Source organism: Dietzia sp. CH92 (genome assembly GCF_032248695.1).
Taxonomy (GTDB): domain Bacteria; phylum Actinomycetota; class Actinomycetes; order Mycobacteriales; family Mycobacteriaceae; genus Dietzia.
Map to the genome: position 1 here is coordinate 73,383 of NZ_JAVHXC010000001.1, position 24,033 is coordinate 97,415.

Below are 24,033 nucleotides of genomic sequence, written 5' to 3' on the forward strand. Positions count from 1 at the left end.
CGGGGGATGGATCACGGAAGGCCCGGGCGTCTCAGCGGAGACGTAACCGGCCCCGCAGGGGAATCGATGAGGGGGAAAGACCTGACATGACCAGCTCAATGCTGCCCACTCAGCTGGTGGGGACGCGCACGGTGTTCGACGACACGGTCGAGGTGCTCGGCGGCTTCCGCGCCGGGTACCCGAAGTTCTACTCGATCGCCGACCTCGGTACGCAGTCGCGACGCCGGTGGGTGCCACTCGAGCGGGCGGTCGACAGCGGGCGCGTGGAGCAGATGTTCCGCGATCACTTCGCGGAGTCCGGCGACATCCGGTTCTCGACGTACCTCGTCGCGGAGGCGTTCACCCACGGGGTGCTCGGCCGCGCGGTCGCGAGCTTCGTCACCATCGGCCGAGTCTGGGACACCGGTGCCGAGAACATGGCGGTGCGCACGGACATCGAGGGCGGGCTCGACTGGGCCGGAGTGCGTGACACCACCCTGCGGGTCCTGCCCGACGACCCGGCGGCCGGCTCGCCCGGCACCGTCGTCCTCCCGTGCGAGCAGGCTCTCGCGCAGTGGCTCGCCTGCCGGTCGCGGTCGACGCTGACCGCGGTGTTCGAGGGGCTGGCCGAGGTGAGCAACTGCAGCGTCGACACGCTGTGGTCGATGGCGGGGGAGTGCGTCCTCGGCGCCGCGACCATCGTGCCGACGTTCGCCGACACCAGCCCGGAGACCGGGTACCGGCGCGGCCAGATGGTGCTCCAGGCCCTGCACGACTCCGGACTGGCCGTCCGTCGGCGCAGCCGCCTCCCGCGTACCCCGGGTGCCGGGCCGATCCCCGTGCGCGACCGGGGTTGGCGCTCCGTGCGCTGACCCCCGCAGCGGACGGGGTCGGCGCTCCGCGCGCTGAACCCCTGCAGTGGACGGCCGGCCGTGACCGACGCCCGTCCGGGTCGTTCGAGCCGGGGTAACGTTCGACCTCGGTGGCCCGGACCGGCCGGGCCGGGGAAACGAGGTCAGATGTCCGACTCTGCTGACAACGACGTGCTCGACAGGATCCGCGCGCATTCCGCGACCGGCTTCGGCAGCATCGTCGGGATCGAGTACACCGAGGTCACTCCGGACCGGGTGGTCGTCACCGTGCCCGTGAAGCCGCACCTGCACCAGCCCCACGGCATCGTCCACGGTGGCGTCTACTGCGCCATCGTGGAAGAGGTCGCCAGTGTGGCCGGGGCGGTCTGGGTCGGCGGCGAGGGCAGGGTGGTGGGGGTCAACAACTCGACCGACTTCCTCCGCGCGGTCACCGAGGGCACCCTCACCGCGACGGGTACGCCCGTGCACCGCGGCCGGTCCCAGCAGCTCTGGCGTGTCGAGATCACCGACGACGGGGGCCGCACCGCCGCGGTCGGCCAGGTCCGGCTCGCGAATCTGCAGTAACCGGTCGGGGCTGCGCGCCCGCTGACGAGAAACGCGCCCGGCGGAATCCCACCGCCGGGCGCGTTCGTCGTGGCCCGTCCGTGCGGGCCCGCCGTCAGTCGACGGAGGCCGACGCGGACGCGGCCTGCTCCTCCCGGGTGCGCTCCGCCGAGCGCTGGGCGGCGTCGTCCGCGGCCACGCGCTCCAGCGCCTGCCGGGCGTAGACCCACTGCTTGGTCGAGGTGAGCTGCGAGCGGTGGTCCCCGCCCATGTGCATGCCCCACGAGAACATCGTGGTGATGCGGTTCTTGAACCCGATCAGGTAGGCGAGGTGCACGACCAGCCACATGACCCACGCGATGAAGCCCGAGATCTCGACGGGGCCCATCTTCACGACCGCGCTGTAGCGGGAGACGGTCGCCATGGAGCCCTTGTCGAAGTACTTGAACGGCTTGCGCTCGGCCGGGGTGCGGCCCTTCTCGACCTCGGCGATGATCTGCTTGGCCGCGTACTTGCCACCCTGGATGGCGACCTGCGCGACACCCGGCAGGTTGTCGAGGCTCATCATGTCGCCCACCACGAAGATCTCCGGGTGACCGGGCAGCGACAGGTCCTTGTTCACCATGACCCGGCCGGCGCGGTCGATCTCGGCGTCCGTCTGGTCGGCCAGCTGCTTGCCCAGCGGGCTCGCCTGGACGCCGGCGGACCAGATCTTGCAGGAGGCGTCGATGCGCCGGACGGAACCATCCGGGTCCTTGACCTCGATGCCCTGGTAGTCGACGTTGGTGACCATGGCGTTGAGCTGGATCTCGACGCCCATCTTCTCCAGGCGGGCACGCGCCGCGTTCCCGAGCTTGTTGCCGAACGGGGGCAGCACCGCGGGCGCGGCGTCCAGGAGGATGACACGCGCGCTGGCCGGATCGATGCGCCGGAAGCTGTCGCGCAACGTGTGCTGGGCGAGCTCGGCCACCTGGCCGGCCATCTCCACACCGGTGGGGCCGGCGCCGACGATGACGAAGGTCAGGAGTCGGCGACGCTCCTCCTCGTCGTCGATCACCTCGGCCTGCTCGAAGCAGCCGAGGATGCGGCTGCGCAGCTCGAGGGCGTCGTCGACCGTCTTCATCCCCGGTGCCCAGCGCTCGAAGTGGTCGTTGCCGAAGTACGACTGGTTGGCGCCCGCCGCCACGATGAGGCTGTCGTATTCCAGGTCGAAGTCGATGTGACCGGCCGAGGCGTGGAGCGTCTTGGTCCGCACGTCGATCGTGTCGACGTCGCCGAGGACGACGGTCGCGTTCTTCTGGTCCCGCAGGATCAGACGGGTGGGCGGGGCGATCTCGCCCACCGAGAGGATGCCGGTCGCCACCTGGTACAGCAGCGGCTGGAACAGGTGGTGGCCCGTCCTGGCCACCAGCGTCACGTCGACGTCCGCCTTCTCGAGCTGCTGGGCGGCGAACAGGCCGCCGAAGCCGGAGCCGACGATGACGACGCGGTGCCGGCGGCCGGCCGGTGCGGTGGCGGTGACCTGGTCGGTTGCGGGCTCGGTCATGGCGGCTCCTGATGAGGCGTGGTCTGGGGTGAGGGGCTCGTTGGCCTCGTCGGTCGGAAGGCCCGCGCGGGGTCCGCCGGGCACGAGTCCCCAGGATAGTGCTCCGCCCGACACCGTGCACACGTAGAGCCGCCGTGTGCGGGTGCGCGGGCCCCCGCCGCGCCTGAGCCGGACGGCGGTCGGGCGACGGTAGCGTCCACGTCACGCGAGCCGTACGAGGAGGGACACCGGTGGTCAGAGTCGAACCGCAGACCGTCGACCTCGAGCGCTGGCCCGCGCTCGCCCCGCCGACCGGGGTCGGGGGGCAGGCGTCCGTCCTCGTCGCCCAGGCGCTGCGCCGCTCGGCGCGGGATCTCGGCCTGCGGATCGACTACCCGGACGCGTCCGCGGCGGGCGAGTACGACGCGCCGGTCCGGGTGGTGTTGCGCGAGCCCGAGCACTTCTGGGCCCGGTTGGCGGGCGGCGGCGCGGTCGGTCTCGGGGAGGCCTTCATGGCCGGGGACTGGACCACGCCCGATCTGTGCGCCGCCATCGCGACGCTGACGCCGTGGATCGCCGCGAACGCGGACTGCGCGCATCCGGGCGAGCGGGCCTACGGGCGTGACGGGCGAGGAGCCGTCGGTGGTGGACGGCGCCGGGGCGGACCCGTCCCCGTGGAGCTGGAGGACTCCGTCCCGGGCGCGTTGACCTCGCTGTACACGGACGAGACGATGTCCACCTCGGGGGCGGTCTTCGCCTCGGGTGCCCGCACCCGGACCCGGCTGGAGGACGGGACGGATGTCGTCCACCTGGAGGCTCCCTCGGCGGCCCCACGCCGAGGCGATCTGGGGGACGCCCAGCGCCGCTCGGTCGACACCCTGTTGACGTTGGCCGGCGTCGTCGACGGCTCGCGCGTGCTCGTGGCGACCCCGGGGTGGGGCGAGCTGCCGATGCGGGCTGCCGAGCGCGGCGCCCACGTCCGTACGATGACGGCGTCCACGGAGAGGTTGTCCGCCCTGGGATCGAGGTTCGCGGCGGCCGGTCTCGACGACGAGATCTCGCTGTTCCTGGGGGCCCCGTCCGCGAGCAGCGGGGTGGTGGACGCCGTGGTCGCGGTGGAACCGGGCGCGACCGCGGGCCGTGCGGGACACGGCGAGGTGATCGGCGTGGCCGACAGACTCCTCGGCCCCGGCGGTCGGATGGTGGTCCACACGACGGTCTCGCCCGGCCGACCCGCCCCCGCCGTGGTGGAGCTCGCGGCGTGGGAGTCGAGGTACGTCTCCGAGGCGGGGCCCCCGATCTCGTGGTCCGAGCTGGTCGACGCGATCGGACGGGCTCCCGGGCTGACGCTGCGCGGGCGGGTGGAGACGACGTCGCATCACGCGGAGACGGTCAGGCTCTGGTCGGAGACGTTCGCGCAGCGGGGGCGGGATGCCGCCGCGCTGGGCTTCGACGCCGTCTACCGGCGCATGTGGGCGTTCCACCTCGCGGGGCTCGAGGCGGGACTCAGGGCCGGCTGGACCGAGTCGGTGCAGGTGTTGGCGACCGCGACGGATCTCCAGACGCCACGCGACGGGCGAGGAAAGCCCTAGAGTCATCGCATGGGCAACCTTCTCACCCCGCTGGCCATCTGGTTCGGCCGACAGGACGCCACGCGGGAGAACTCCCACCTCGTCGTCTCCGTGGACCGGTGGCTCGACCGGATCAGCCGGGGCCGGGTGCCGCTGCTCCGGCTGGCCGCGCTGCCCACCCTCACCCTCCACGTGCCGGGCCGCAGGAGCGGGACGCTGCGGAACACCCCGCTCCTGTGCGCCTCCTGGAACAACGGCCTGGTGGTCGTCGGCTCCAACTGGGGTGGGGAGTCGACCCCGTCCTGGGTCCACAACCTGCGCGCGGCGGGCGAGGGGGAGGTCGAGATCTCCGTCTACGGCGCGCGGCTGGTCGTGGACGTGCGAGAGCTGCCGGACGAGGAGCGGGGGCCGGCCTGGGACGCGGCGGTGCGGGTGTGGCCGAACTACGAGATCTACGCCCGGAGGACGTCGCGCACGCTCCCGCTCTTCCACCTCACGCCGCGGCTGTGACGAGCCCGGGGGCGGTCACCGTCGACGGGCCACCATGTTGAGAGCGGTGGCGGTGAGCACCGGGTCCCCGTCCTGGTTGACCAGGGTGACGTCCGTGGTCAGTACGCCGCGGTCCGGCTTGGTGCGCGAGGGGCGGACGCCCGTGGTCTCGCAGATCAGGGTCAGGCGGTCGCCCGGGCGCAGGGGCCGCACCCACCGGAGCTCGTCGATCCCGGGGGAGGCCAGGCTCGCGACGCTGGTGAGGTAGTTGTCCGCGAACAACCGCATCATCAGCGCGGCGGTCTGCCAGCCGCTCGCGATGAGACCGCCGAACGGCCCGGACGCGGCCGCCTCGGGGTCGGTGTGGATGCTCTGCGGGTCGTAGCGGCGGGCGAACTCCATGATCTCGTCGGCGTCGACCGACTCCTCGCCGAACCGGTACCGCGAGCCCTCCGTGTAGTCCTCGAGGTACCTGTCGTCGATCGAGGTGGTGAACTCGTCGAAGGTCGCGTCCTGCATCGTCTCTCCCAGCGCTGGTGTGTACGCTTTCAGTTAATCACCACTCACCGACTGGAGGACGGAGATGGCGTATTTCGAGCGCCTCGGGCCGGGCACCTTCCGCCCGACCGAGCACGTGAGCGGCGCGTGGGACGAGTCGACCCAGCACATCGGCCCGGCGTTGGGACTGCTCGTGCACGCCGTCGAGCTCGACCTGGCCGCCCGTCGCGAGGATCCCATGGTCGTGTCCCGCCTGTCCTACGAAGTGCTCGGCGTCGTGCCGATCGATGTCGTCGACGTCCACGTGGAGGTGATCCGCCCGGGGCGCACCATCGAGCTCGTCGAGGTCACCTACGGGCACGGCGACCGCACCGGGATCCGGCTGCGGGCGTGGTTGCAGCAGCCCCGCGACACCGCGGCGATCGCCGGCGACTGCTTTGATCCCCTCCCGGGCCCGGCCGCGATGGAGTCGTGGGACCCCACGTCGGTCTGGGGCGGCGGATTCCTCGCCTCGGCGCAGGTCCGCCGCATCTCCGACGGCCCCGGCCGGTCCCGGTACTGGGTCCGCACCGACGTGCCCCTGCTCGAGGGGGAGGACGTCAGCGATCTCGCGCGCGCGGCGGCCCTGGTCGACATCGCCGACGGTATGGCGGTCCGCGAGGACCCGGCGACCGTGCTCTATCCGAACATCGACCTCACCGCACACCTGGTACGCGCACCGGTCGGGGAATGGCTGGGCTTCGACACCCGCGTCACCTTCGGGCCCGGCGGGCTGGGACTGACCTCGAGTGTGATCCACGACGAGACCGGACCGCTGGGCACGGTCGCGCAATCGCTGACCGTCCGTCCCCGGTGAGGGCTACACCTGTCGTAGGTAGCAGCGCATCCCGCACCCGGTGTCCGGGTCGCGGTCGGAGAAACCGTGTCGTTCGTAGAACCGCCGCGCCCCGGTGTCGTCGGCGTCGACGTTGATGAGCATCTCCGCCGCGCCCCGCGCGCGGACCTCGTCGAGCGCACGGGTGAGCAACTCCGTGCCGATACCGCCGCCGCGGAGGTCCGGGCGGACGTAGAGCTCCTCGAGCTGGGCCAGCGGACCGTCCCACATCGGCGTCGGCCGCAGCGTGAGCAGGGCGAAACCGACCTCCGGTTCGTCCGCGGCGCCCACTCCGGAGTCGCCTGCGGGAGCCGCCCCGGCGTCGCCGCCAGCGCCCACCCCGGCGTCGCCGGAAGGGATGCCCTGGCCGATGTCCCCGGAGCGGACCGCGAGGACCGCGAGGACGTCCTCGCGTCCCAGCAGCGTCGCGAAGCGCCCGGCGAGGGTGGCCGCATCGGGGGTCTGCGCGTCGAACTCCGTGTTGAAGTCGTACAGCAACCGGCCGAGTGCCGCGGCGTCCGCCGGCGTGGCCGGGCGGGTCCGGGACTCCACGGCGGGACGGGCGGGCGACTCGTGGCCGGGCGCCGCCGGCCCCTCGATCATCGCCCGGAGTCGCTCGAGGTCCTCGGCCACGGCGGCGGCGTCCTGCTCGAACCCGTCCTCGTCCCCGGCGGCGTCGCGCACCGCGAACACCACCTCGCTCCCGAGCGGGTGGGGGAGCACCCGTAGGGGGTTGTAGGTGGTGGTGCCGTCGGGGAGGGTGACCTCGTGGTCGAGCACACCCAGGGGGTTGCGGGGCGCGAACCGGACGCGGACCTCGCCTATGGGGGAGTCGACGACCAGTGCGTCGCCGTCGGCGCGCACCTCACCGGCCGCGAGACCCGCCGCCCACGCGGGAAGACGCTCCGGGTCCCCGGCGAGCGCGTAGACCTCCTCCGGCGGGCGGCGGATGACCGTGGACACGTGCCGGGAGCGCATGTGTCGAGTATGCGCCGCCGCGGGCGGTCAGGCGATGGGATCCTCGTCGTGACTCTCCTGCCCCGGGATGCCGGTGACGGTGGTCAGCAGGAACACCGAGTCGGCCAGCGCGGTGACGGAGTGCCGGTGGTGGGTGAGGGTGTGCAGCTCGCCGGCGGCGATGTCGGTGGTGCCGTCACCGGTGACGCGGACGGCGCCCTGAAGGAGGTACAGGCTCGCGGCGGGCGGGGAATTGTGCTCCTCGAGCTCGGTGCCCTCGGTCAGCGCGAGGAGCGACTGGCGTAGCGGCCCCTCGTGGACGAGGAGTTCGGCGTGGCGTCCGTGCGCGGACCCCTTGGCCGTGTCGAGGATGCGGTCGGCGGTCTCGGTCACATGGTTCATGGTGGAACTCACTGCCTCTCGGGTCGCTGCCTACCGTTCGTGACCCGCACTCTACGTCAGGACGGCCGTCACCGCGCAGAGCACGATCGTCGCCGAGACCACCGCGGTGGCCAGGGTCCGGGTGGCGCCCCCGGGCAGGCGGGTGCGGCCGGCGAGGACCACGCCCACGGCCAGGGCGACGCGCGGGGGCGAGACGATGATGGCGAAGGACCCTCCGACGTTCTGCCCCGCGAGGGCGATCAACCCGTCGGCGCCGAGCCCGGCCGCCGTGCCCGTGGTGGCGGCGGAGAACATGGCGGCCGCGCCCGTGTTGGTGCCGGTGAGATAGCCCCCGAGCGCGCCCACCGCGGGGGTCAATGCGACGGCCGCCGGGCCGAGGCCCGTAGCGAGTCCGGCGAGGTGGGCGGCCATGCCCGCCGTGGCCATGACGATGCCGATGGCCATGAACACGATCGCGTTGCCGGCCACCGGGACCCACGTGCCGACCGCGGTGCGCAGCAGCGGGCCGAGCCCCGCGCCCGGGGTGGCGTAGACGCGCAGGGCGACGAGCGCGGCGACGAGGACCCACAGGGCGGGGGAGGTGAGCCACCCGGTGCCGGGCGGGTGACCGGCGAGCGAGAGCGCGCCGGTGGTGGCGAGGATCCCCGCGAGCAGGACCCCGAACGGCACGAGTGCGCGCAGCACTCCGCCGGTCGCCGCGGGCAGCGCGCCGTGACGCACGCGCGCGACCGCCAGGAGCAGCGCGATGACGGCCGCCGACGCCACGATCCCCGACGGCGCCACGCCGACGACGGCGTTGGAGGCCACGAGGACGGCCCACTGCGTGGCGACGACGGCCGCGCCCAGCGCGATGTGGCGCGCAGCGGGTCGGGTGGGCGCGGACCGCCGTCGGGCGCCCGGCGGCCCGGGGCGCGCGGGGGACCGGCCGGTGACGACGACGAGGACGGTCACCATGCTCACGACGAGGATCGGGAGGCTGAGGAGCGCGGACCAGTATCCGAGCGCGTCGACGTCCCGGCCGCCGAGCTCGGCGGCCACGAGGGTGCCGGGGCCCAGGGAGCCCCACGGGACCAGGACCAGCCCGAGCAGTCCCACCACGACCGCCCTCACCGGGGACAGGCCCATCCGCACCAGCAGCGGCGCGGTGATGACGACGCCCAACCCGAACCCGGTGACCGACTCCATGAACGGCGTGAGCCCGAACACCAGCAGGAGGATCGCGGGCACCGGGTCACCGCCCGAACCGATCCGTTCCAGCCACCCGGCGATGTGGTCCCTGCTCCCCGTGGCCGACAGGGCCGTGGCCAACAGGACGCCGCCGAGGAGGATCAGTGCGACCTCGAGGACCGTCGGCCCGAGCCGGGCGACCGCGGCGGCGACCTCGTCGTCGTCGGGTCGGAAGACGGTGACCGCCCCGGCGAGGGCGGCGACGAGCCCCGCGGCCCCCGCCGCCAGGGAGGGGACACGCAGCGACAACAGGGCCAGGACCACGAGGACCGGGGCGACGGCCACACCGGTCGACAGGAGCTGACTCATCACCCCCAACCTACCCAGGACCCGCGGGCACCGGCCCGGGCGTCCGGTTGCGCCCCGGCCGGACCGCGAGCACCCTCGCGGCTACGAGACGACGAGGGGGACAGGCGATGCGATCCGTATCCGAGCAGACCGTCACCGAACTCGGAGGCCGGTGGAGCGTGCTCACCCGGCAGAAACTCGACCACGTGGAGCTCGACCGGCTGCTGACCACGGTGGGCGACACCACCGGCGCGCGGCAGAGGCTGGCCCTGATCAGGACCTACCGGCTCGTGTTCCCCCACGCCTTCGCCGAGGAGTCGGTGCTGTGGCCGGTCATGCGGGCGGTGCTGCCCGACGGACACGAACTGACCCTGCGCGTGGAGCAGGAACACCAGGAGGTCAACGAACTCGTCACGCTGCTGGAGGGGCTCGGCCCGGATCACCCCGAACGCGCCGAGGTGCTCGAGAGGCTCGTCACCGTACTGCGCGACGACGTGCGGGACGAGGAGGACGAGCTGCTGCCGCGGCTGCAGGAGAAGCTGAGCCCCGCTCGGCTCCGCGCCCTGGGAGTGGCGTGGGAGGCGGTGCGGCGCAGCGCTCCCACCCGCCCGCACCCGGTGGTCGCCCGCCGTCCCCCCGGCAACGTCGCGGCCGCGCTCCCGCTGACCGTGACCGACCGCCTACGCGACGGCCTCGAGTCGGCCGCCCTGCGCGGGCCGGACGCCGCCGGCCCCGCGTTGACCGCCGCCAGCAGGACGCTGGCGCGCGCGGCCGGGGCGATGGAGCGCCTCCCCGTCATGAGACGCGGCGAGGACCCCAGCACGTCGAGAGGAGCATGAATGCACGCCACCGAGGTCGCCGACCGCGTCCACCGACTCGCCCACGCGCACGTCAACTGCTATCTGATCGACGACGAGGAGGGCGTGACCCTCGTCGACGCGGGCCTGCCGAGCATGTGGAACCTCATGACCGACACCCTCCGACGCCTCGGGCGGGGACCCGGCGACGTCCGCGCGCTGGTGCTCACCCACGGGCACTTCGACCACGTCGGCTTCGCCCGACGCGCCCGCGTAGAACTGGGGGTGCCCGTCCTCGTCCACCCGGCGGACGATCACCTCGCCGCGCACCCGTACAGCTACACACCCCAGCGCAACCGGCTCCTGTACCCGCTGAGGCACCCCCGCTCGCTGCCGGTACTCGGGCGGATGGCTGCGGCCGGCGCGCTGAGCGTCCGCGGGGTGCAGGACACCGAGGAACTACCGGTGGGGACGGAGCTCGACATCCCTGGCCGACCCGTGGCGATGTTCGCGCCCGGCCACACGGGTGGGCACTGCATCCTCCACCTGCCGGACCGCGACACGGTCATCAGCGGGGACGCCCTGGTCACGCTCGACCCCTACACCGGCGGCACCGGCCCGCAGATCGTGGCCTCCGCCGCCACCGCCGACACCGCCCGCGCCATGGAGTCGCTGCGACCGGTCGAGTCGACCGGCGCCTCGACCGTCCTGCCCGGTCACGGGGAGCCCTGGACCGACGGGGTCGCCTCGGCGGTCTCGCACGCGCGCGCCGTCGGCGAACACTGATCACCCCCGCAGACCGAGAGGACGCACATGCGAGCGACGACGTACCGCGGGCCGTGCAAGGTCCGTGTGGAGAACAAGGACATCCCCGCGATCGAACACCCGAATGACGCGATCATCAAGGTCTCCAGGGCCGCGATCTGCGGTTCCGACCTGCACCTGTACCACGGCATGATGCCCGACACCCGCATCGGCCACACCTTCGGCCACGAGTTCGTGGGCACCGTCCACGAGGTGGGCCCGTCAGTCCGCACCCTCGCACCGGGTGATCGCGTGATGGTGCCGTTCAACATCTTCTGCGGCTCCTGCTACTACTGCGCCCGCGGGCTGTACTCGAACTGCCACAACGTCAACGCGGGCGCCACGGCGGCCGGGGCGATCTACGGCTACTCCCACACCTGCGGCGGCTACGACGGAGGGCAGGCCGAGTTCGTCCGTGTGCCCTTCGCCGACGTGGGGCCCACGATCATCCCCGAGTGGATGGACGAGGAGGACGCGCTCCTGCTCACCGACGCGGCGGCCACCGGGTACTTCGGCGCCCAGCTCGGCAGCATCGTGGAGGGAGACACGGTGATCGTGTTCGGCGCCGGCGCGGTGGGCCTGTTCGCCGCCAAGTCCGCCTGGCTCATGGGCGCGGGCCGCGTGATCGTGATCGACCACCTCGAGTACCGCCTGGAGAAGGCGCGGACCTTCGCGCACGCGGAGACGTACAACTTCACCGAGTACCGCGACATCGTGGTGGAGATGAAGCGCACCACCGACCACCTCGGCGCGGACGTGGCGATCGACGCCGTGGGCGCCGAGGCCGACGGCCACGTCATCCAGCACGTGACCTCCGCCAAGTTGAAGCTCCAGGGCGGCTCGCCCATCGCGCTGAACTGGGCGATCGACTCCGTGCGCAAGGGCGCCACCATCTCGGTGATGGGCGCCTACGGTCCGGTGCAGACCTCGATCAAGTTCGGCGACGCGTTGAACAAGGGCCTGACGATCCGGGGCAACCAGTGTCCGGTGAAGCGGCAGTGGCCCCGGCTCTTCGAGCACGTGCGCAACGGGTATCTCACACCGAGCGAGATCATCACCCACCGCATCCCTCTGGAACACATCGCGGAGGGCTACCACATCTTCTCCGGCAAGCTCGACGGCTGCATCAAGCCGATCGTCCTGCCGGACGCCGGGTAGACCTCACGCCGGATCGACTACAGGAGCCCGACATGCCGTACACCGCAGATGACCGACCGCCGCGCAGGTCGAGCGAGGAGCTGCGCGCCCGGATTCCCGGATGGGGGGCGGACCTGGACCCCGCCGACCGCCCCTCGTACCCCAAGCTGCGCCGGGACCTGGAGACCGGCGCACACTGGGACTTCCCCGAACGTCAGCCCGAGCGCACCCCCCGGGAGCGCTCGATCGAGCACCGCCACCTGACCCCGGTCTTCGGGACGGCCCAGCCGCTGCACGGGGTGTCCGGGATGATCCGGCGTAGGGCCTACCGGTACGGGGAGGACAAGACGTACCGGTGGCTGATGCTGCTCGGCGCCGACCGGGTGGACGCGGTGGGCAGCCACGTCCGGTCGCTCGTCACGCTGCGGCCCGACAACCCCGTCACCGAGACCGGGGTGGTCACCGAGTTCACCGCGGGCGGGCTCTCCTCACGGGTGGGGAAGAAGCGCTACGACGTGCGGCACCACTGGATCGACCCGATCCTGGTCGGCGGACCGTGGGTGCTCGCGGCGGGCGCGGCGGCGGGCGGGATCGCCGCGCTCCGCGCGCTGAAGGACTGAGGGGGCGCCGCCGCTAGTGGCTGTGGCGACCCCGTCGTGACACCAGCGTCGGGCGGATCGCCCGCTCGGTGATGAGCCCGGTGGCGGCGGAGAACACCGCCTTGTGCAGCACGTCGACCGCCAGTTCCCGGCGCGGCCAGGTGGCCGGGGGAGCACCGACCCCGGTGGCGTTCTCGAGCGTCTGGTCCACGCCGAGGCGGATGATGGTGTGCCACGCGGTGGCGTGGGCGCCGCGGATGCCGGTGACCGCCCAGACGCCGCGGAGCGCTCCGAGAGAGGCCGCGGTGCCGTAGTGCATCGCGTGATTCCACGCGATTGGCTCGGCGTCGTCCCCCGGAGCGCGGCCCAGGAGGGTCAGGAGCGTCCGGGCCGGCACGAAGGAGTTCGGCCGGCCGGTGATCGCCTGCTCGGCTTTCTCACCGGCGGTCATGACGCCGGCTCCGGCGAGCCCGGCGAGGGCGCCCGTGCGGGCGGCGCGCAGGAGGGTTCTGACCCTGGTCTGTGACTGCATGCGGTGCCTCCCGGGGGTGGGTTCGGTGGGGTGGTGGCGCCACCGTAAACCCGGACCAGCGGGGCGTCCACCACTCGCTGGCCGTCGAGGCGACCGGCCGGGCGGCGCCCGCCGGCGCGGGTCGGTCGACCTCCGCCGCCCGACCGGAGAGACTCGCGTCATGCCCGACCTCCTCGCCGAGAACGTCCTGTCGTGGGCGTCCACCATCGACCAGACCACCGTCGACCAGGCCGTGTCGCTCGCCCGGTTGCCCTTCATACACCCGCACATCGCCCTGATGCCGGACGCGCACGCGGGTAAGGGGTCGGCCGTCGGCACGGTCATCCCGACCGTCGGCGCGGTGATCCCGGCCGCGGTCGGAGTGGACATCGGCTGCGGGATGGTGGCCGCCCGCACCGGGTACACGGAGTCCGACCTCGGCCGGATCGACCTCACCGCGCTCCGCGACCGGGTCGAGCGAGCCATCCCGCTCTCGCCCGGGAACTACAACCGCGCGGTCCACCACGATCACACCCGCGCGCGGGTCCGCGAACTCGAGGAGCGCGCCGAGGCGGACGGCGTCGACCTCACGCATTCGCCGAAGTGGCGTGAGCAGCTGGGCAGCCTCGGCGGCGGCAACCACTTCATCGAACTCTGCGTCGACGAGACCGGTGCGGTGTGGTGCTTCCTGCACTCCGGGAGCCGCGGCGTGGGCAACAAGATCGCGCAGAAGCACATCAGGATCGCCCAGGCCCGCTGCGAGAAACGGGGGATCCGGGTCGAGGACCGGGACCACGCCTACCTCGAGGAGGGCAGCGCGGAGTTCTCGCGGTACCTCGCGGAGCTGCGCTGGGCCCAGCGGTTCGCCCGCCTCAACCGGGACGAGATGATGGACCGCTTCCTCGCGCAGCTCGCACGGCTCTTCGGGGACTCCGACGCGGGCGAGAGCGAGCGCGTCAACTGCCACCACAACTACACCGAGCGGGTCGAGTTCGACGGCACCAAGGTGTGGCTCACCCGGAAGGGAGCGATCGACGCGACCCGGGGACGAATGGGCTGCATCCCGGGCTCGATGGGCACGCGTTCGTACGTCGTCCGCGGCAAGGGGAGCCGGGACGGCCTGTACTCCGCCCCCCACGGGGCGGGCCGCCGCATGTCCCGCACCCAGGCCAAGAAGCGGTTCACGGCCGCCGACCTCGACGAAGCCATGCGCGGGATCGTCTACCGGCCCGGCGACGCATGGGTGGACGAGATCCCGGCCGCCTACAAGGACATCGACCGGGTGATGGAGGACGCCACCGACCTCGTCGACGTGGTCCACACCCTCCGACAGGTCATGAACGTCAAGGGCACCTAGTCCCCGATCACGAGCGCACCCCGACCGTGGACAGCATCACCGGCAGATGGTCCGGGAATCACCGGCGTGCCGGGCTGTTGCTGCGGACGCCGATCGCGCACGAGCCCTGGCCGCTCCACACCGCGACGGCCGGTGCGCTTGTGGCGCGTACGTTGGAGGGGGACCGATGTTCCTTACCGCGGAAAGGCTCGTTCCCATGTCTGATGACTCCCGGGCGCCCGAACAGATCGTCGCCGACCTCATCGAGAAGTCGCCGATCTGCATGATCACCTCCGTCGGCGCCGACGGGCGCCTGCTGAGCCGCCCGATGACGCGCCAGAACGCCGACTTCGACGGGACCCTGCGGTTGCTCGCGCCCAGGCACGGGGACCTGGTGGCGGAGATCAAGGCCAATGCGCAGGTCAACGTCTCGGTGCAGTCCTCGGACGGTTTCGTCTCGGTGGCGGGAGAGGCGGTGGTCGACGACGACCGCGACGCGGTGGCCGAGAACTGGAGCCCCGCGGTCGACGCCTGGTTCCCCGACGGTCCGGAGCAGGCCACGTCGATCCTGGTGCACGCCGGCTCGGCCGAGTACTGGGACTCCAGCGGTTCGAGCATCGCGCACATCGCCTCGTTCGTCCGCGCGGCGGTGTCGCGCGACGGCCGGGCTCCCGACATGGGGGACAGCGGGACCGTCGAGCTCTGACCCGACGACACCCGGCAGAATGCCCGTATGGACACCACCCAGACCGGGCTCCCGGTTCGCAGAGGGCCCCGCCCGAGGGCCACGACGACCAATCCGCACGTGCAGCTCGACCAGAACGCCCCGGCCGAGTTGCAGGACCGCCTCCGCGACCACGCGTTGTCGCTGCCCGGTGTGAGGCGCGGGGTGAGCACTGTGTCCGTGCCGGGCACCGTCGCGTTCTTCCTCGACACGCCGACGGAACGCCCCGCCGTGCCGGACATCCTGGGAGGGGAGTGGGGGCACATCCACCCGCACACCGACGGCAGCCTGCACCTGCACGTCCCGTCCACGCTGGCGGATGATCTGATCGCGGCCGGCTGGGCGGAGTACCACTCGCTCGTCTCGCGGGGCATCCTCCCGCCGATCGTCATCATGCTCTACGGGCCTCGCGACGAAGCCGAGCTGGCCGTGTGTTCCTCGATCGTCGAGGAGGCGTATCTCGCCGCAGGGGGCTCCCGCGTCGACCGGGCCGGCCGGACGCTCGGCCTCCCTACGCCCTGAGCCTCATCTCCGCGCGGCCGGCCCGGAGCCGGGGCCGCGAGGGCGGACGAGGCGCGGGCTCAGCCCGCCGGGAAGGGGAGTGCGCCCCTGCCGCAGATCGGCGATGAGGTCGTGGGCGTAGGCGACCAGCCCCGTCGCGTCGATCCCGTGCGGGGCAGGGCCGGCGTCGCTCGCGAGACGCTCGGCCGCGCGCTCGAGCAACGCCACGGCTCCCTTGACGTTGCCGCGCCGGATGTGGGTGATGCCCACAGCCAGCTGGGCCAGCCCCTGCCAGAGGAGCCGCTCGTCGGCGGGGCCGCTCTTCCACGCGCCCTCCAGCACTTCGTGGGCATGGAACGCCAGGCCGCGGTCCAACAGGTCCTGGGCCCACGCCAGGGACTCGGCGGGTGGCAGATCCAGGTCCTCGGGAATGCGTTCGACGCCGACGCTGCCCGGCGGCAGCGGGCGTCCGAGCTCGTCGCGAGGGCGAGCGTTGCGGGCACGACCCTCGTCGTCGCGGTCCCGGTCGATTCTGTTGGCGCCCATGCGGCCATGGTCTCATCGGAAGCGGTCTCCGGCCATGTCCCGCCCGGGTGGCCCCCGGTCGCGGACCCGCCTCGAGGTCGGTGGGCGTCACGTGCCCGGCGCCGAGTCCTTCCCGTACCGGGACAGCATCTGGTCGCCGGCGGCGGGCCCGGCAGTGAACACGAACCGCGGGTCTGATGCGGGTGTGCCGGTCACGGGGTCCACCACGACGGGTTCGATCTCGCGACCGGTCTCGGCGTCGACGAGGATCATCGACCTGTCTCCGGGAGCGAGCTGGGCGTTGCGCCAGGCGGCCAGGGTGACGAGGATCGGCCGGAGGGACCGGCCGAAATCGGTGAGCAGGTACTCGTAGCGAACAGGCCGCTCCTGGTAGGGCTGCTTGACCAGGACGCCACTGTTGACGAGCGTCTTGAGTCGAGCGGTGAGCATGCTCGACGACAGCCCGATGTTGGCCTCGAACTGGTCGAAGCGGGTATAGCCGTCGAAGCAGTCGTGCAGGATCAGCATCGTCCACCATTCTCCGACGTACGACATCGCCGTCGACAACGGGCACTCGCGGTCCTCTGGACGTATGTGGGCTGCCATATCGGACGATCCCGCCTTCCTCGACACTCACCATCTCCCTGTCCGGTCGACACCGGCCAGGCCCACTGCTAGTTTAACAGTCACTGACTTCGGAATGAGAAGTTACTCGTTCCCGGGGAGGGGTGCGCGGCGCCTTCACGGCAGGTCGCTCACGTTGACGTCACGCCAGTAGGAGACGCTATGTCTGACACGTTCACCGCCTACGACCCCTCGCGCCTGCCGGACGCGGTGGTCGCCTACCTCGACGCGCACGGGCAGTACCGCTCCGCGGACGCCGGGGCGACCTTCGCGCCGGGGGCGACGGTCGTCGACGACGGCAGCACCTACCGCGGGATCGACGAGATCGTGGCCTGGGTCGATCGGTCCGCGACCGAGTACGAGGTCACACGCACCCGGGTCGGGCAATCGGGGGCCGACACCGACCGGCCCGTCGTCCGGGTCCGCCTCGACGGAACTTTCCCGGCGGTACGGTGACCCTCCGGTATCAGTTCGTCATCGACAACGACCGGATCGCAAAGCTGGCCATCGAGGTCTGAAGCCGAGAAGGCGCCCGTCGTCCGCCGGCCCGGGGATCGGGAGGGCCGGGGCTCGGACGTGGGAGGCGAGACGAGCGGCCGTGGGGGTGTACTTTACATAATGTAGATTATCGGCACTTCGGACGCGATCCGGAGGTGGGGCGGTTCGGGCCGTGGCGCGCGCCATCCGCTGGCGTCGTCATTCCGAATGATCTGTGAGGCGGCACGGTGCCGCTCGTCAGCGAAAGGTGCGACATCATGCGCGGGTCGGTCGAGAACGCATTCATGCTCATCCACAATCCTCTGGTGGACTTCTACCAGTGGCTGCTCAGCGTCATCCCGGCGGACATGGCCTGACGGTCTGGACGGCGCCCGCCGCCTTTCTTGCCGCGCGGCCCCGGGCTGCGGACGTCGCGATCCTCGTCGCGGGTCCGCCGCCCGGGGCCGCGCGGTGTCGCGGAGACGTCCTCGGGGCCGGCCTGGCGCCGCAGATGCGCCCGTGGACCGGCCTGGTGTCGCGGATCCGTTCACGGCCGCACCCTCCCACGTCGGCCCCGGGTCCTGCGTGTTGCCGCTAAAGCGTCACTGTGACGTAACAGTGCAGCCTGCGGGGACCGTCGCCGGTCGACGGGGTATGCGTTCCGTGGCGGGCTCGCGGCTGTCGACGGTGAGGGTCGGGCGGGCGCGACAGCTCAGTTGCCGGTCCGGGTACGCCAGGCGCGCCACGCGCCGGTCGACCACAGTGCCCAGGCGACGAGAACGGGCTGGAAGAACAGGCGGACCAGCCGGTCCCGGTCCGTGTCGAGCCCGAAGGCCGCGGTGCCGGTGACGTACTGCGAGATGTTGCCCGGGAAGATCGCGATGAAGAAGGCCGCGGTCACCCCGCCCACCGCCGGGCGGAAACGGGCCGGCGCGGCGATGAGCGCGGCTCCCAGGCCCAGTTCGACGACGCCGGACGCGAGCACGACGACGTCCGGATCGAGCGGCACCCACGTCGGCACCTGGGCCTGGAACTCCTGTCGCATGGTGGTCAGGTGTCCGGTGCCCGCCCCGAGCAGTGCGGCGCCCAGGGCCCACCGGCCGACGTGGCGCACGACCTCTCCGATGCGCCGGTTCCGGCCGGCTGACGGTCGTGCGGAAAGGGTGCGGGGGCTTCGGCTCAGATTGTCCATGCCGAAAGTGTTGCGCACAACTGAATTGAGCGCAACCGGTTTGTCGGGGATACTGGACGCCATGGACGCCGATCTCCGCCTCGACCACCAGGTCTGCTTCGCTCTCTACGCGGCCTCGCGCGCCTCGACCTCGGCCTACCGGCAGGCCCTCGCCTCGGTCGGGCTCACCTACCCGCAGTACCTCGCACTCCTGGCGCTCTGGGAGCAGGACGGGCTCACGGTCCGCGAACTGGGCGAACGGCTGCTCCTCGATTCCGGGACCCTCTCCCCCCTGCTGGCGCGTCTGGAGAAAGCCGGACTCGTCGCGCGCTCGCGCTCCACGGACGACGGCCGCAGCGTGCACGTCCACCTCACCGCGGCCGGAGAGAAGCTGCGCGGGGAGGCCGAGGCGATCCAGTGCTCGCTCCTCGGCCGGCTCGACATGCCCGCCGAGGACCTCCAGCAGCTGCGGACGCTCGCGATGCGGCTCGTCGACTCGATCGGGTCCGGGGCCGGTTAGGCGCGGGGACGCGCAGAGACGCCGGGACGCGGGACAGGGTGTCGCCCGGTACGGGCCTCAACTCATCGTGAGCGGCTGGCGCAGGATCGTCTTGAGCCGGGCCGGCTCCACGCGGCGGGGATCCGAGAGATAGATCTCGTGATGGTGGCCGGACAGCACGGCGCCCCGGCCCGCGGCGACCTCGTGCATCCGCGCGATGACCGGCCCCTCCTCGTCATAGGGCCCCACATGCAGGGTCTGCACCGCCGCACCCTCCGCGAACCGGGCGAACCGCACGCGCTCACCGGTGTCCGAACCCCTCGTCGTCGTCACCCTCTCCCCCGCGGCGGCGACGACCTCCGGCGTGATCCACTCGGGTTGCCAGATCATCATCGTCCAGTTCCACGCGTCCTTGTCGCGCGCGGTGAACACCCGCGGATCGTCGGCGTACCAGAGCCCATCGAGCGGGCCCACGGTGTGGACCCGCCCCAGCTCCGACTTCGCGATCGCCCGGATCGCGTACGACATGACGTACAGCGACTCGACGGCCGTGCGGTAGGCCGGCGTGGTGTCGGGGTCGCCGCGGCCGTCGACGGAGAGGAACCACATGGGCGGGACCTCCACCGTGTCGATGCGCCCGACGCGGCCGGAGTACAGGTCGCGACGCAGCCGCTTGATGTCGACGCTACCGGGGTTCGCGCTACCGGACATGCGCAGAATCTACTCCCGTCGGCCCCAGGGCGAGGGGCGGCCACGACGACAGGTCGCGCAGGAGCTGCCGGTCGTGGGTGGCCACGACCACCGCGCAGGGCGCGGTGCGAAGTGCCTCGGTGAGCCCGTCCACCAGGGTTGACGACAGGTGGTTGGTCGGCTCGTCCAGGATCAGCAACGCGGGCCGCGCGGCCAGGCACAGCGCGAGGTGGAGGCGACGCTGCTGGCCCTGCGACAGCCGGCTCACCTCGGTGGCGGCGGCGCGCGGGTCCAGCAGCCCGGTCGACGCCAGTCCCGGCGCGCCGTCACGGCCCAGCCGACCGACGTGCTCGGCGAAGATCTGCGTCGCGGTCCGCCGAGGATCCCACTCCGGCACCTCCTGGGACAGATACGCGACCCGGGCGTCAGCACGACGATCGATCCCACCCCGGTCCGGAGCGACGGCCCCCGCGAGCAGGGCGAGCAGCGTCGACTTGCCCGCCCCGTTCGGGCCGGTGACCAGCAGTCGGTCGCCGGTGTCGAGCGACACCGACACCGGCGTGCGCAGCCGTCCCGCCACGGCGACCTCACGACAGGTCAGCACCCGCTGCCCGGCCGGGACGTCCCACGCCGGCCACCGGAACCGCGGCGGGGGCGGCGGCACGGTCACGCGGTGTCGCTCGAGCTCCTCGCGGCGGCGGACGAACGCCCGGACGGTGCCGCCCGCGCGCGTCGACCTCTGGTGCTTGCCGTGGCCCTTCTCCGGGCGCCACCCGTCGCGGAGCCGGTCCCGCGCCTGGTCCGCGGCGCGGGCGAGTGCGTCGTGCTCGCCCTGCTGCTCCGCGTGGGCCTGCTCCCACGCGGATCGCACACGGCGACGACCCTCGAGCCAACCCGCGTAGCCGCCGCCGAACACCACGGGCCTCCCGTCCGGGCTCGGGTCCAGGTCGCAGAAGTGTGTCGCCACGTCGCGCAGGAGTGCCCGGTCGTGAGAGACGACGGCGACCCCGCCGGGGTGCGCCCGCAGCCGGTCGGTGAGGAACTCCAGCCCGGACGCGTCGAGATGGTTGGTCGGCTCGTCGAGCAGCAACAGGTCGCGGTGTGCGCCGAGGACGCAGGCCAGGCGGACGCGGTAGCGCTGCCCCACGGACAGTGACGCCAGTGGGCGCGCGCGGTCGGCGCACGCGCCGAGCCCGGCGAGCGCGATGTCGACCCGGCGGTCGGCGTCCCACGCGTCCAGCGCGGTGGCCAGCTCGAGCGCGGCCGCGTACTGGTCCCCGGCGCCGGGCTCGCCGGCCCCCATGGCGCCGGCGGCGGCGTCGAGCGCGCTCAGGGCGGCGAGGCTGTCGGCGATCTCTTCGGCGATGAGGTCGCCGACCGTGCGAGCTGCAGGTGCGTCCAGGTGCTGATCGACCGACCCGATGCGACCGAGGCGCGAGACGGAGCCCGAGTCCGGGCGCAGGCGCCCTGCCAGGACGCGCAGCAGCGTCGTCTTGCCCCGGCCGTTCTCCCCCACCACAGCCAACCGCGTTCCCGCGGAGACGGTGAGGTCGACGCCGGCCAGGACGGTCCGGTCGCCGAGCGTCACCGCCACGTCGGTCAGGCGGATGTGGGCGCGGTGGCCCGCGGGGAGTCGGTCATGGTGATGTGTGATGTCGTGCACGGTGCCCTCGTCGGCTCGTCGCGGAGCCGGGTGGCGCGAGGCGGCCGCCCGGCGTGTGCCCGTGGACGGCGTGCGAAGAGGGTGTCGAAGGTGGTCTCCGCCGCCGTCAGCGGCGGGGCCAGGGCTTCATGGTGATGGCACCGGGATACATGCCCGGAAGTGTAGCCGGGCCCGCCACGCGACGCACCCCTCGGCGTCAACCCCGGTTGACACCTTCGGCGGTGTCAACGTAGGTTGACGGATGAGGTGGTGACAATGGAGACGACGTTCGACTTCAGCTCGGAGGACTCCCCCGTCGACAGACTGGCCGCCATCGCGCGCGCCAAGGCCGAGATCGCCCGCGAGGAGGCCGCCGCGGTGCGGTTCGCCCGGGTGCACGGGTTGAGCTGGGCGGAGATCGGCACGGTCCTGGGCGTGAGCAGGCAGGCGCTGCACAAGCGATTCGGAAGGACGGCCTGAGGAATACATGGCGAGGACGCGAACCCGAGAACTACTGCGACCACTCGTCACGTTGGCCCCGAGTCCTCCGCGGCTGCCCAATGCGACCAAGGCGGGGCTCACGGTCCTGCTGTGCCTGGCGGTCCCCATGCTGTTCGGGCGCCTCGACCTGGGCCTGCTCACCGTCACCGGGACGTTCGCCGTCCTCTACGCCCCCGCCGCGCCGCTGCGTCGTCGCGCCGCGACCGTCGCCGGCATCGGACTGGGCCTGGTCGCCGCCACCTCCCTCGGCGCCCTCACCGCCGGTTCCCACCTCGCCTTTGCCGTCACCGCGGTGCTCCTGGCGACCGTCACCGCCGGGATGTGCCTGGCGCTGCGCGTCGGGCCACCCGGGTCCTACTTCCTCGTCCTGACCGCCGGGATCGCGTACCTGCTGGTCGGCGAGCACGGCACCGAACCCGTCCTCGTCCCGGCCATGACCGCGGTCGGTGCCGTCGTCGCGTGGCTGGTGACCATGGCGGACCTCCTCCCCGATCCCCGCCGGCCGGAACGCCGAGCCGTGCGCCGCGCCCGGGACGCGGTCGCGGCCTACGCGGCCACCGAGCCGGGACCCGACAGTCGACCGCTGCACCGCGCCGCGGCCCACGCGCTCGCCGACGCCGAAGAGGCCGTGTCCGAGGGGATGTGGACCGCCTCCGGGTCGATCAACTCCGAGCTCGCCGCGGCCCGCCGCGAGTACGACGCCCGCGCAGCGCGGGCGAGCCGGCACATCGTGCCCGGCGACGACCCCGCCTGGGATCCCCGCAATCCCGACGCCGGCCGGTGGCTCGAGGGGGACCCCGGGTCCGCGGAGGTGGAGATGCCGTCCGCCTCCGCGGCCGAGCGGGCCGGACGCGAGCTCGCCCGCGACGAGCGCAGACACATCGGGTCGCTGCGACGCCGGCTGCGGAGCGGACTGCGGTGGCCCGGGGAGCCGTGGTCGGTGGCGGCCTCGGTGGGGATCGCCACCGCGGTGTCGATCGCCCTGCTCACCCTGCTGGCCGGATCCGACCAGCCGCACCTGTACTGGGTGATCGCCTTCTCCGCCCTCGTCCTGCACCAGGGCGGGCCCCGTCAGGCACGGACCCACCGGGCGCTGCACCGGCTGACCGGAACCGTCGCGGGGCTCGGGCTGTTCCTGCTGATCGCCCTGGCGCACCCGTCGGGGTGGTGGCTCATCGCACTGATCGTCGTCCTGCAGTTCACCATCGAACTGCTGGTCACCCGGAACTACGGTCTGGCGGTCACGCTCATCACCCCGCTCGCCCTGCTCATCGCCACGGGCGGGGACGTGCCGGAGCAGCCGCTGCCGTTGGTCGGCGAGCGCCTCCTCGACACGGTCGTGGGTGTGCTCGTCGCCCTGGGCGTCCTGTGGGGACCGGGCCGCCGGGCGCATCACCGGGCCGTCCGCGCCGACACCCGGCGTGTCCTCCGCGAGATCGCCGAGTACACGCGAGGCGTCGAGCAGGCCCCTGACGAGCCGACACTGGCGTCGGCGCTGCGCGACCTCAACGGCAGCAACTCGCTGCTGATCGCGGACGGGCACGGTGATGGCCCCGAGTCGCGGACCGCGGACGCTGTCACCTACGCCGGGTACCTCATGCTGGGCGCACGCGACCGTGACGCCGTCACGGGCACGGCCGAGGAGTGGGCGGGCCTCGCCGACCTGGAGCTGCCCTCCGGGTGGCGGCCCGCCGCGCCCGACCATCCCGCCGACGCGCGGATCCGCGAGCAGTGCCGACGGGTGGGCGCCGGACTCGGCTGAGCCGGCCCGCCGCTGCCCCTACCCCACGCCGCTCCCGGCGCGGCTCAGCCCGCGGCGGGGACGGTGGCGGCGGCACCCCGGGCGCCGTCGGGGCGGTCGACGTTCTGGAGTCGCAGCTGGCCGCGGGCCAGCACCTTCCCCGTCTCGGACTGGGTGATGACGACGTCCCAGAGCTGCTGACCGCGGCCCTGGAACAGCGCTTCGGCGGTCACCTCGACCCGCCCGCCGGTGGACGCGCGCAGGAAGTCGGTCCCGTTGTGGACCCCCACCGCGATCTGGCCCCGGTCGGCGACGGCGAACCCGGCACCCGCCCCGCCGGCGGACTCGACGATGCTCGCGTACACGCCGCCGTGCACCGTCCCCCAGTCGGTGAGATGGTCGGCGCCCAGGTCCGCGTGCCCGCGCAGTGACGTGGCGCTCACCTCGTCCACGACGAGGCCGGAGACGCGGACGAACGTGCTCGCGGCCGGGGACGAGGCGTCGGGGAACTCACGCGGATCGGTCATGA

The 24,033-nt window shown here is 72.6% G+C and carries 28 protein-coding genes; 16 read left to right on the top strand and 12 right to left on the bottom strand.

Annotated features, from left to right (window positions below):
* Positions 1 to 86: 86 nt before the first annotated feature.
* Both RWK90_RS00365 and RWK90_RS00370 read left to right on the top strand, forming a co-directional pair.
* Positions 87 to 851 (top strand): hypothetical protein, encoded by a 765-nt coding sequence (locus tag RWK90_RS00365; RefSeq protein WP_314033579.1) that lies wholly within the window; start codon positions 87 to 89, stop codon positions 849 to 851.
* A 147-nt stretch (positions 852 to 998) separates the two neighbouring features.
* Positions 999 to 1,415 (top strand): PaaI family thioesterase, encoded by a 417-nt coding sequence (locus RWK90_RS00370; protein ID WP_314033581.1) that lies wholly within the window; start codon positions 999 to 1,001, stop codon positions 1,413 to 1,415.
* A gap of 94 nt (positions 1,416 to 1,509) precedes the next feature.
* Here RWK90_RS00370 and RWK90_RS00375 read toward each other — a convergent pair whose 3' ends face one another.
* Positions 1,510 to 2,940 carry an NAD(P)/FAD-dependent oxidoreductase gene (locus RWK90_RS00375; RefSeq protein WP_314033583.1) on the bottom strand — a complete coding sequence of 477 codons (1,431 nt, stop codon included), beginning with the start codon at positions 2,938 to 2,940 and terminating at the stop codon, positions 1,510 to 1,512.
* Positions 2,941 to 3,170: 230 nt separating this feature from the next.
* Here RWK90_RS00375 and RWK90_RS00380 point away from each other — a divergent pair, with 230 nt between their 5' ends.
* Together RWK90_RS00380 and RWK90_RS00385 are read left to right on the top strand one after the other, a co-directional pair.
* Positions 3,171 to 4,511 (top strand): class I SAM-dependent methyltransferase, encoded by a 1,341-nt coding sequence (locus RWK90_RS00380; RefSeq protein WP_314033585.1) that lies wholly within the window; start codon positions 3,171 to 3,173, stop codon positions 4,509 to 4,511.
* Between the two features lie 9 nt (positions 4,512 to 4,520).
* Positions 4,521 to 5,000: a nitroreductase family deazaflavin-dependent oxidoreductase gene (locus tag RWK90_RS00385; RefSeq protein WP_314033587.1), complete on the top strand. Its 480-nt coding sequence runs from the start codon at positions 4,521 to 4,523 to the stop codon at positions 4,998 to 5,000.
* Positions 5,001 to 5,015: 15 nt separating this feature from the next.
* On the opposite strand, the gene RWK90_RS00390 is transcribed toward RWK90_RS00385, so the two are convergent.
* On the bottom strand, positions 5,016 to 5,498 hold the full coding sequence (locus tag RWK90_RS00390; RefSeq protein WP_314033589.1) for a MaoC family dehydratase: 483 nt from the start codon (positions 5,496 to 5,498) through the stop codon (positions 5,016 to 5,018).
* A gap of 64 nt (positions 5,499 to 5,562) precedes the next feature.
* Here RWK90_RS00390 and RWK90_RS00395 point away from each other — a divergent pair, with 64 nt between their 5' ends.
* The gene (locus RWK90_RS00395; RefSeq protein ID WP_314033591.1) at positions 5,563 to 6,333 is read left to right on the top strand and encodes a thioesterase family protein; all 771 of its coding nucleotides are present in this window, start codon (positions 5,563 to 5,565) and stop codon (positions 6,331 to 6,333) included.
* 3 nt (positions 6,334 to 6,336) lie between these two features.
* Here the strand turns inward: RWK90_RS00395 and RWK90_RS00400 are convergent, their stop codons facing one another.
* Genes RWK90_RS00400 through RWK90_RS00410 form a run of 3 tightly spaced genes read right to left on the bottom strand, consistent with a single transcriptional unit; the run spans position 6,337 to position 9,246 of the window.
* Positions 6,337 to 7,329, bottom strand: a complete 993-nt coding sequence (locus RWK90_RS00400; RefSeq protein WP_314033593.1) for a GNAT family N-acetyltransferase — start codon at positions 7,327 to 7,329, stop codon at positions 6,337 to 6,339.
* A 27-nt stretch (positions 7,330 to 7,356) separates the two neighbouring features.
* Positions 7,357 to 7,710, bottom strand: a complete 354-nt coding sequence (locus tag RWK90_RS00405; RefSeq protein WP_314033594.1) for a cupin — start codon at positions 7,708 to 7,710, stop codon at positions 7,357 to 7,359.
* A 51-nt stretch (positions 7,711 to 7,761) separates the two neighbouring features.
* Positions 7,762 to 9,246, bottom strand: coding sequence for an L-lactate permease (locus RWK90_RS00410; protein ID WP_314033596.1), 1,485 nt, complete (start codon positions 9,244 to 9,246; stop codon positions 7,762 to 7,764).
* Between the two features lie 107 nt (positions 9,247 to 9,353).
* On the opposite strand from RWK90_RS00410, the gene RWK90_RS00415 reads away from it, so the two are divergent.
* The 4 genes from RWK90_RS00415 to RWK90_RS00430 are packed head-to-tail and all read left to right on the top strand — an operon-like array spanning position 9,354 to position 12,583.
* On the top strand, positions 9,354 to 10,064 hold the full coding sequence (locus RWK90_RS00415) for a hemerythrin domain-containing protein (protein WP_314033598.1): 711 nt from the start codon (positions 9,354 to 9,356) through the stop codon (positions 10,062 to 10,064).
* A complete protein-coding gene (locus RWK90_RS00420; protein ID WP_314033599.1) occupies positions 10,065 to 10,808 on the top strand; it encodes an MBL fold metallo-hydrolase in 744 nt (247 codons plus the stop codon). It begins immediately after the preceding gene.
* Between the two features lie 27 nt (positions 10,809 to 10,835).
* Entirely contained in the window at positions 10,836 to 11,984 is a 1,149-nt protein-coding gene (locus RWK90_RS00425) for a zinc-dependent alcohol dehydrogenase (RefSeq protein ID WP_314033601.1), read from the top strand.
* A gap of 32 nt (positions 11,985 to 12,016) precedes the next feature.
* Positions 12,017 to 12,583 carry a hypothetical protein gene (locus RWK90_RS00430; RefSeq protein ID WP_314033603.1) on the top strand — a complete coding sequence of 189 codons (567 nt, stop codon included), beginning with the start codon at positions 12,017 to 12,019 and terminating at the stop codon, positions 12,581 to 12,583.
* A 13-nt stretch (positions 12,584 to 12,596) separates the two neighbouring features.
* Here RWK90_RS00430 and RWK90_RS00435 read toward each other — a convergent pair whose 3' ends face one another.
* Positions 12,597 to 13,094 (bottom strand): hypothetical protein, encoded by a 498-nt coding sequence (locus tag RWK90_RS00435; protein ID WP_314033605.1) that lies wholly within the window; start codon positions 13,092 to 13,094, stop codon positions 12,597 to 12,599.
* 160 nt (positions 13,095 to 13,254) lie between these two features.
* On the opposite strand from RWK90_RS00435, the gene RWK90_RS00440 reads away from it, so the two are divergent.
* From RWK90_RS00440 to RWK90_RS00450, 3 genes are all read left to right on the top strand, one after another.
* Positions 13,255 to 14,430 carry an RtcB family protein gene (locus tag RWK90_RS00440; protein WP_314033607.1) on the top strand — a complete coding sequence of 392 codons (1,176 nt, stop codon included), beginning with the start codon at positions 13,255 to 13,257 and terminating at the stop codon, positions 14,428 to 14,430.
* A gap of 196 nt (positions 14,431 to 14,626) precedes the next feature.
* The gene (locus RWK90_RS00445; RefSeq protein WP_314033609.1) at positions 14,627 to 15,115 is read left to right on the top strand and encodes a pyridoxamine 5'-phosphate oxidase family protein; all 489 of its coding nucleotides are present in this window, start codon (positions 14,627 to 14,629) and stop codon (positions 15,113 to 15,115) included.
* Positions 15,116 to 15,142: 27 nt separating this feature from the next.
* Positions 15,143 to 15,655 carry a luciferase family protein gene (locus RWK90_RS00450; RefSeq protein ID WP_314033611.1) on the top strand — a complete coding sequence of 171 codons (513 nt, stop codon included), beginning with the start codon at positions 15,143 to 15,145 and terminating at the stop codon, positions 15,653 to 15,655.
* Positions 15,656 to 15,658: 3 nt separating this feature from the next.
* Here the strand turns inward: RWK90_RS00450 and RWK90_RS00455 are convergent, their stop codons facing one another.
* Together RWK90_RS00455 and RWK90_RS00460 are read right to left on the bottom strand one after the other, a co-directional pair.
* A complete protein-coding gene (locus tag RWK90_RS00455) occupies positions 15,659 to 16,180 on the bottom strand; it encodes a DUF309 domain-containing protein (protein WP_314033613.1) in 522 nt (173 codons plus the stop codon).
* Between the two features lie 87 nt (positions 16,181 to 16,267).
* Entirely contained in the window at positions 16,268 to 16,765 is a 498-nt protein-coding gene (locus RWK90_RS00460) for a winged helix-turn-helix transcriptional regulator (protein ID WP_314033615.1), read from the bottom strand.
* A 180-nt stretch (positions 16,766 to 16,945) separates the two neighbouring features.
* On the opposite strand from RWK90_RS00460, the gene RWK90_RS00465 reads away from it, so the two are divergent.
* On the top strand, positions 16,946 to 17,239 hold the full coding sequence (locus RWK90_RS00465) for a nuclear transport factor 2 family protein (RefSeq protein ID WP_314033617.1): 294 nt from the start codon (positions 16,946 to 16,948) through the stop codon (positions 17,237 to 17,239).
* 733 nt (positions 17,240 to 17,972) lie between these two features.
* Here RWK90_RS00465 and RWK90_RS00470 read toward each other — a convergent pair.
* A complete protein-coding gene (locus tag RWK90_RS00470) occupies positions 17,973 to 18,452 on the bottom strand; it encodes a hypothetical protein (RefSeq protein WP_314033619.1) in 480 nt (159 codons plus the stop codon).
* A gap of 61 nt (positions 18,453 to 18,513) precedes the next feature.
* Between RWK90_RS00470 and RWK90_RS00475 the strand changes: the two genes are divergently transcribed.
* Positions 18,514 to 18,951: a MarR family transcriptional regulator gene (locus tag RWK90_RS00475; protein WP_314033620.1), complete on the top strand. Its 438-nt coding sequence runs from the start codon at positions 18,514 to 18,516 to the stop codon at positions 18,949 to 18,951.
* Positions 18,952 to 19,008: 57 nt separating this feature from the next.
* Here the strand turns inward: RWK90_RS00475 and RWK90_RS00480 are convergent, their stop codons facing one another.
* A complete protein-coding gene (locus RWK90_RS00480; RefSeq protein WP_314033622.1) occupies positions 19,009 to 19,641 on the bottom strand; it encodes a GyrI-like domain-containing protein in 633 nt (210 codons plus the stop codon).
* Positions 19,631 to 21,283 (bottom strand): ATP-binding cassette domain-containing protein, encoded by a 1,653-nt coding sequence (locus RWK90_RS00485; RefSeq protein WP_314033624.1) that lies wholly within the window; start codon positions 21,281 to 21,283, stop codon positions 19,631 to 19,633. Before RWK90_RS00485 ends, RWK90_RS00480 begins: the two co-directional genes overlap by 11 nt.
* Before the next feature lie 255 nt (positions 21,284 to 21,538).
* Here RWK90_RS00485 and RWK90_RS00490 point away from each other — a divergent pair, with 255 nt between their 5' ends.
* A complete protein-coding gene (locus RWK90_RS00490) occupies positions 21,539 to 21,742 on the top strand; it encodes a sigma factor-like helix-turn-helix DNA-binding protein (RefSeq protein ID WP_314033626.1) in 204 nt (67 codons plus the stop codon).
* Between the two features lie 7 nt (positions 21,743 to 21,749).
* A complete protein-coding gene (locus RWK90_RS00495) occupies positions 21,750 to 23,525 on the top strand; it encodes an FUSC family protein (RefSeq protein ID WP_314033628.1) in 1,776 nt (591 codons plus the stop codon).
* Between the two features lie 44 nt (positions 23,526 to 23,569).
* On the opposite strand, the gene RWK90_RS00500 is transcribed toward RWK90_RS00495, so the two are convergent.
* The gene (locus tag RWK90_RS00500) at positions 23,570 to 24,031 is read right to left on the bottom strand and encodes a PaaI family thioesterase (RefSeq protein ID WP_314033630.1); all 462 of its coding nucleotides are present in this window, start codon (positions 24,029 to 24,031) and stop codon (positions 23,570 to 23,572) included.
* Positions 24,032 to 24,033 lie beyond the last annotated feature (2 nt).

Bases quoted from the DNA above. Each gene is read 5' to 3' on its own strand.
- RWK90_RS00475 (WP_314033620.1), top strand. From the start codon at position 18,514: ATGGACGCCGATCTCCGCCTCGACCACCAGGTCTGCTTCGCTCTCTAC.
- RWK90_RS00500 (WP_314033630.1), bottom strand. From the start codon at position 24,031: ATGACCGATCCGCGTGAGTTCCCCGACGCCTCGTCCCCGGCCGCGAGC.
- RWK90_RS00405 (WP_314033594.1), bottom strand. From the start codon at position 7,710: ATGAACCATGTGACCGAGACCGCCGACCGCATCCTCGACACGGCCAAG.
- RWK90_RS00400 (WP_314033593.1), bottom strand. From the start codon at position 7,329: ATGCGCTCCCGGCACGTGTCCACGGTCATCCGCCGCCCGCCGGAGGAG.
- RWK90_RS00370 (WP_314033581.1), top strand. From the start codon at position 999: ATGTCCGACTCTGCTGACAACGACGTGCTCGACAGGATCCGCGCGCAT.
- RWK90_RS00395 (WP_314033591.1), top strand. From the start codon at position 5,563: ATGGCGTATTTCGAGCGCCTCGGGCCGGGCACCTTCCGCCCGACCGAG.
- RWK90_RS00495 (WP_314033628.1), top strand. From the start codon at position 21,750: ATGGCGAGGACGCGAACCCGAGAACTACTGCGACCACTCGTCACGTTG.
- RWK90_RS00425 (WP_314033601.1), top strand. From the start codon at position 10,836: ATGCGAGCGACGACGTACCGCGGGCCGTGCAAGGTCCGTGTGGAGAAC.
- RWK90_RS00385 (WP_314033587.1), top strand. From the start codon at position 4,521: ATGGGCAACCTTCTCACCCCGCTGGCCATCTGGTTCGGCCGACAGGAC.
- RWK90_RS00420 (WP_314033599.1), top strand. From the start codon at position 10,065: ATGCACGCCACCGAGGTCGCCGACCGCGTCCACCGACTCGCCCACGCG.
- RWK90_RS00410 (WP_314033596.1), bottom strand. From the start codon at position 9,246: ATGAGTCAGCTCCTGTCGACCGGTGTGGCCGTCGCCCCGGTCCTCGTG.
- RWK90_RS00390 (WP_314033589.1), bottom strand. From the start codon at position 5,498: ATGCAGGACGCGACCTTCGACGAGTTCACCACCTCGATCGACGACAGG.
- RWK90_RS00490 (WP_314033626.1), top strand. From the start codon at position 21,539: ATGGAGACGACGTTCGACTTCAGCTCGGAGGACTCCCCCGTCGACAGA.
- RWK90_RS00450 (WP_314033611.1), top strand. From the start codon at position 15,143: ATGGACACCACCCAGACCGGGCTCCCGGTTCGCAGAGGGCCCCGCCCG.
- RWK90_RS00465 (WP_314033617.1), top strand. From the start codon at position 16,946: ATGTCTGACACGTTCACCGCCTACGACCCCTCGCGCCTGCCGGACGCG.
- RWK90_RS00375 (WP_314033583.1), bottom strand. From the start codon at position 2,940: ATGACCGAGCCCGCAACCGACCAGGTCACCGCCACCGCACCGGCCGGC.
- RWK90_RS00415 (WP_314033598.1), top strand. From the start codon at position 9,354: ATGCGATCCGTATCCGAGCAGACCGTCACCGAACTCGGAGGCCGGTGG.
- RWK90_RS00365 (WP_314033579.1), top strand. From the start codon at position 87: ATGACCAGCTCAATGCTGCCCACTCAGCTGGTGGGGACGCGCACGGTG.
- RWK90_RS00460 (WP_314033615.1), bottom strand. From the start codon at position 16,765: ATGGCAGCCCACATACGTCCAGAGGACCGCGAGTGCCCGTTGTCGACG.
- RWK90_RS00480 (WP_314033622.1), bottom strand. From the start codon at position 19,641: ATGTCCGGTAGCGCGAACCCCGGTAGCGTCGACATCAAGCGGCTGCGT.
- RWK90_RS00470 (WP_314033619.1), bottom strand. From the start codon at position 18,452: ATGGACAATCTGAGCCGAAGCCCCCGCACCCTTTCCGCACGACCGTCA.
- RWK90_RS00455 (WP_314033613.1), bottom strand. From the start codon at position 16,180: ATGGGCGCCAACAGAATCGACCGGGACCGCGACGACGAGGGTCGTGCC.
- RWK90_RS00445 (WP_314033609.1), top strand. From the start codon at position 14,627: ATGTCTGATGACTCCCGGGCGCCCGAACAGATCGTCGCCGACCTCATC.
- RWK90_RS00435 (WP_314033605.1), bottom strand. From the start codon at position 13,094: ATGCAGTCACAGACCAGGGTCAGAACCCTCCTGCGCGCCGCCCGCACG.
- RWK90_RS00440 (WP_314033607.1), top strand. From the start codon at position 13,255: ATGCCCGACCTCCTCGCCGAGAACGTCCTGTCGTGGGCGTCCACCATC.
- RWK90_RS00430 (WP_314033603.1), top strand. From the start codon at position 12,017: ATGCCGTACACCGCAGATGACCGACCGCCGCGCAGGTCGAGCGAGGAG.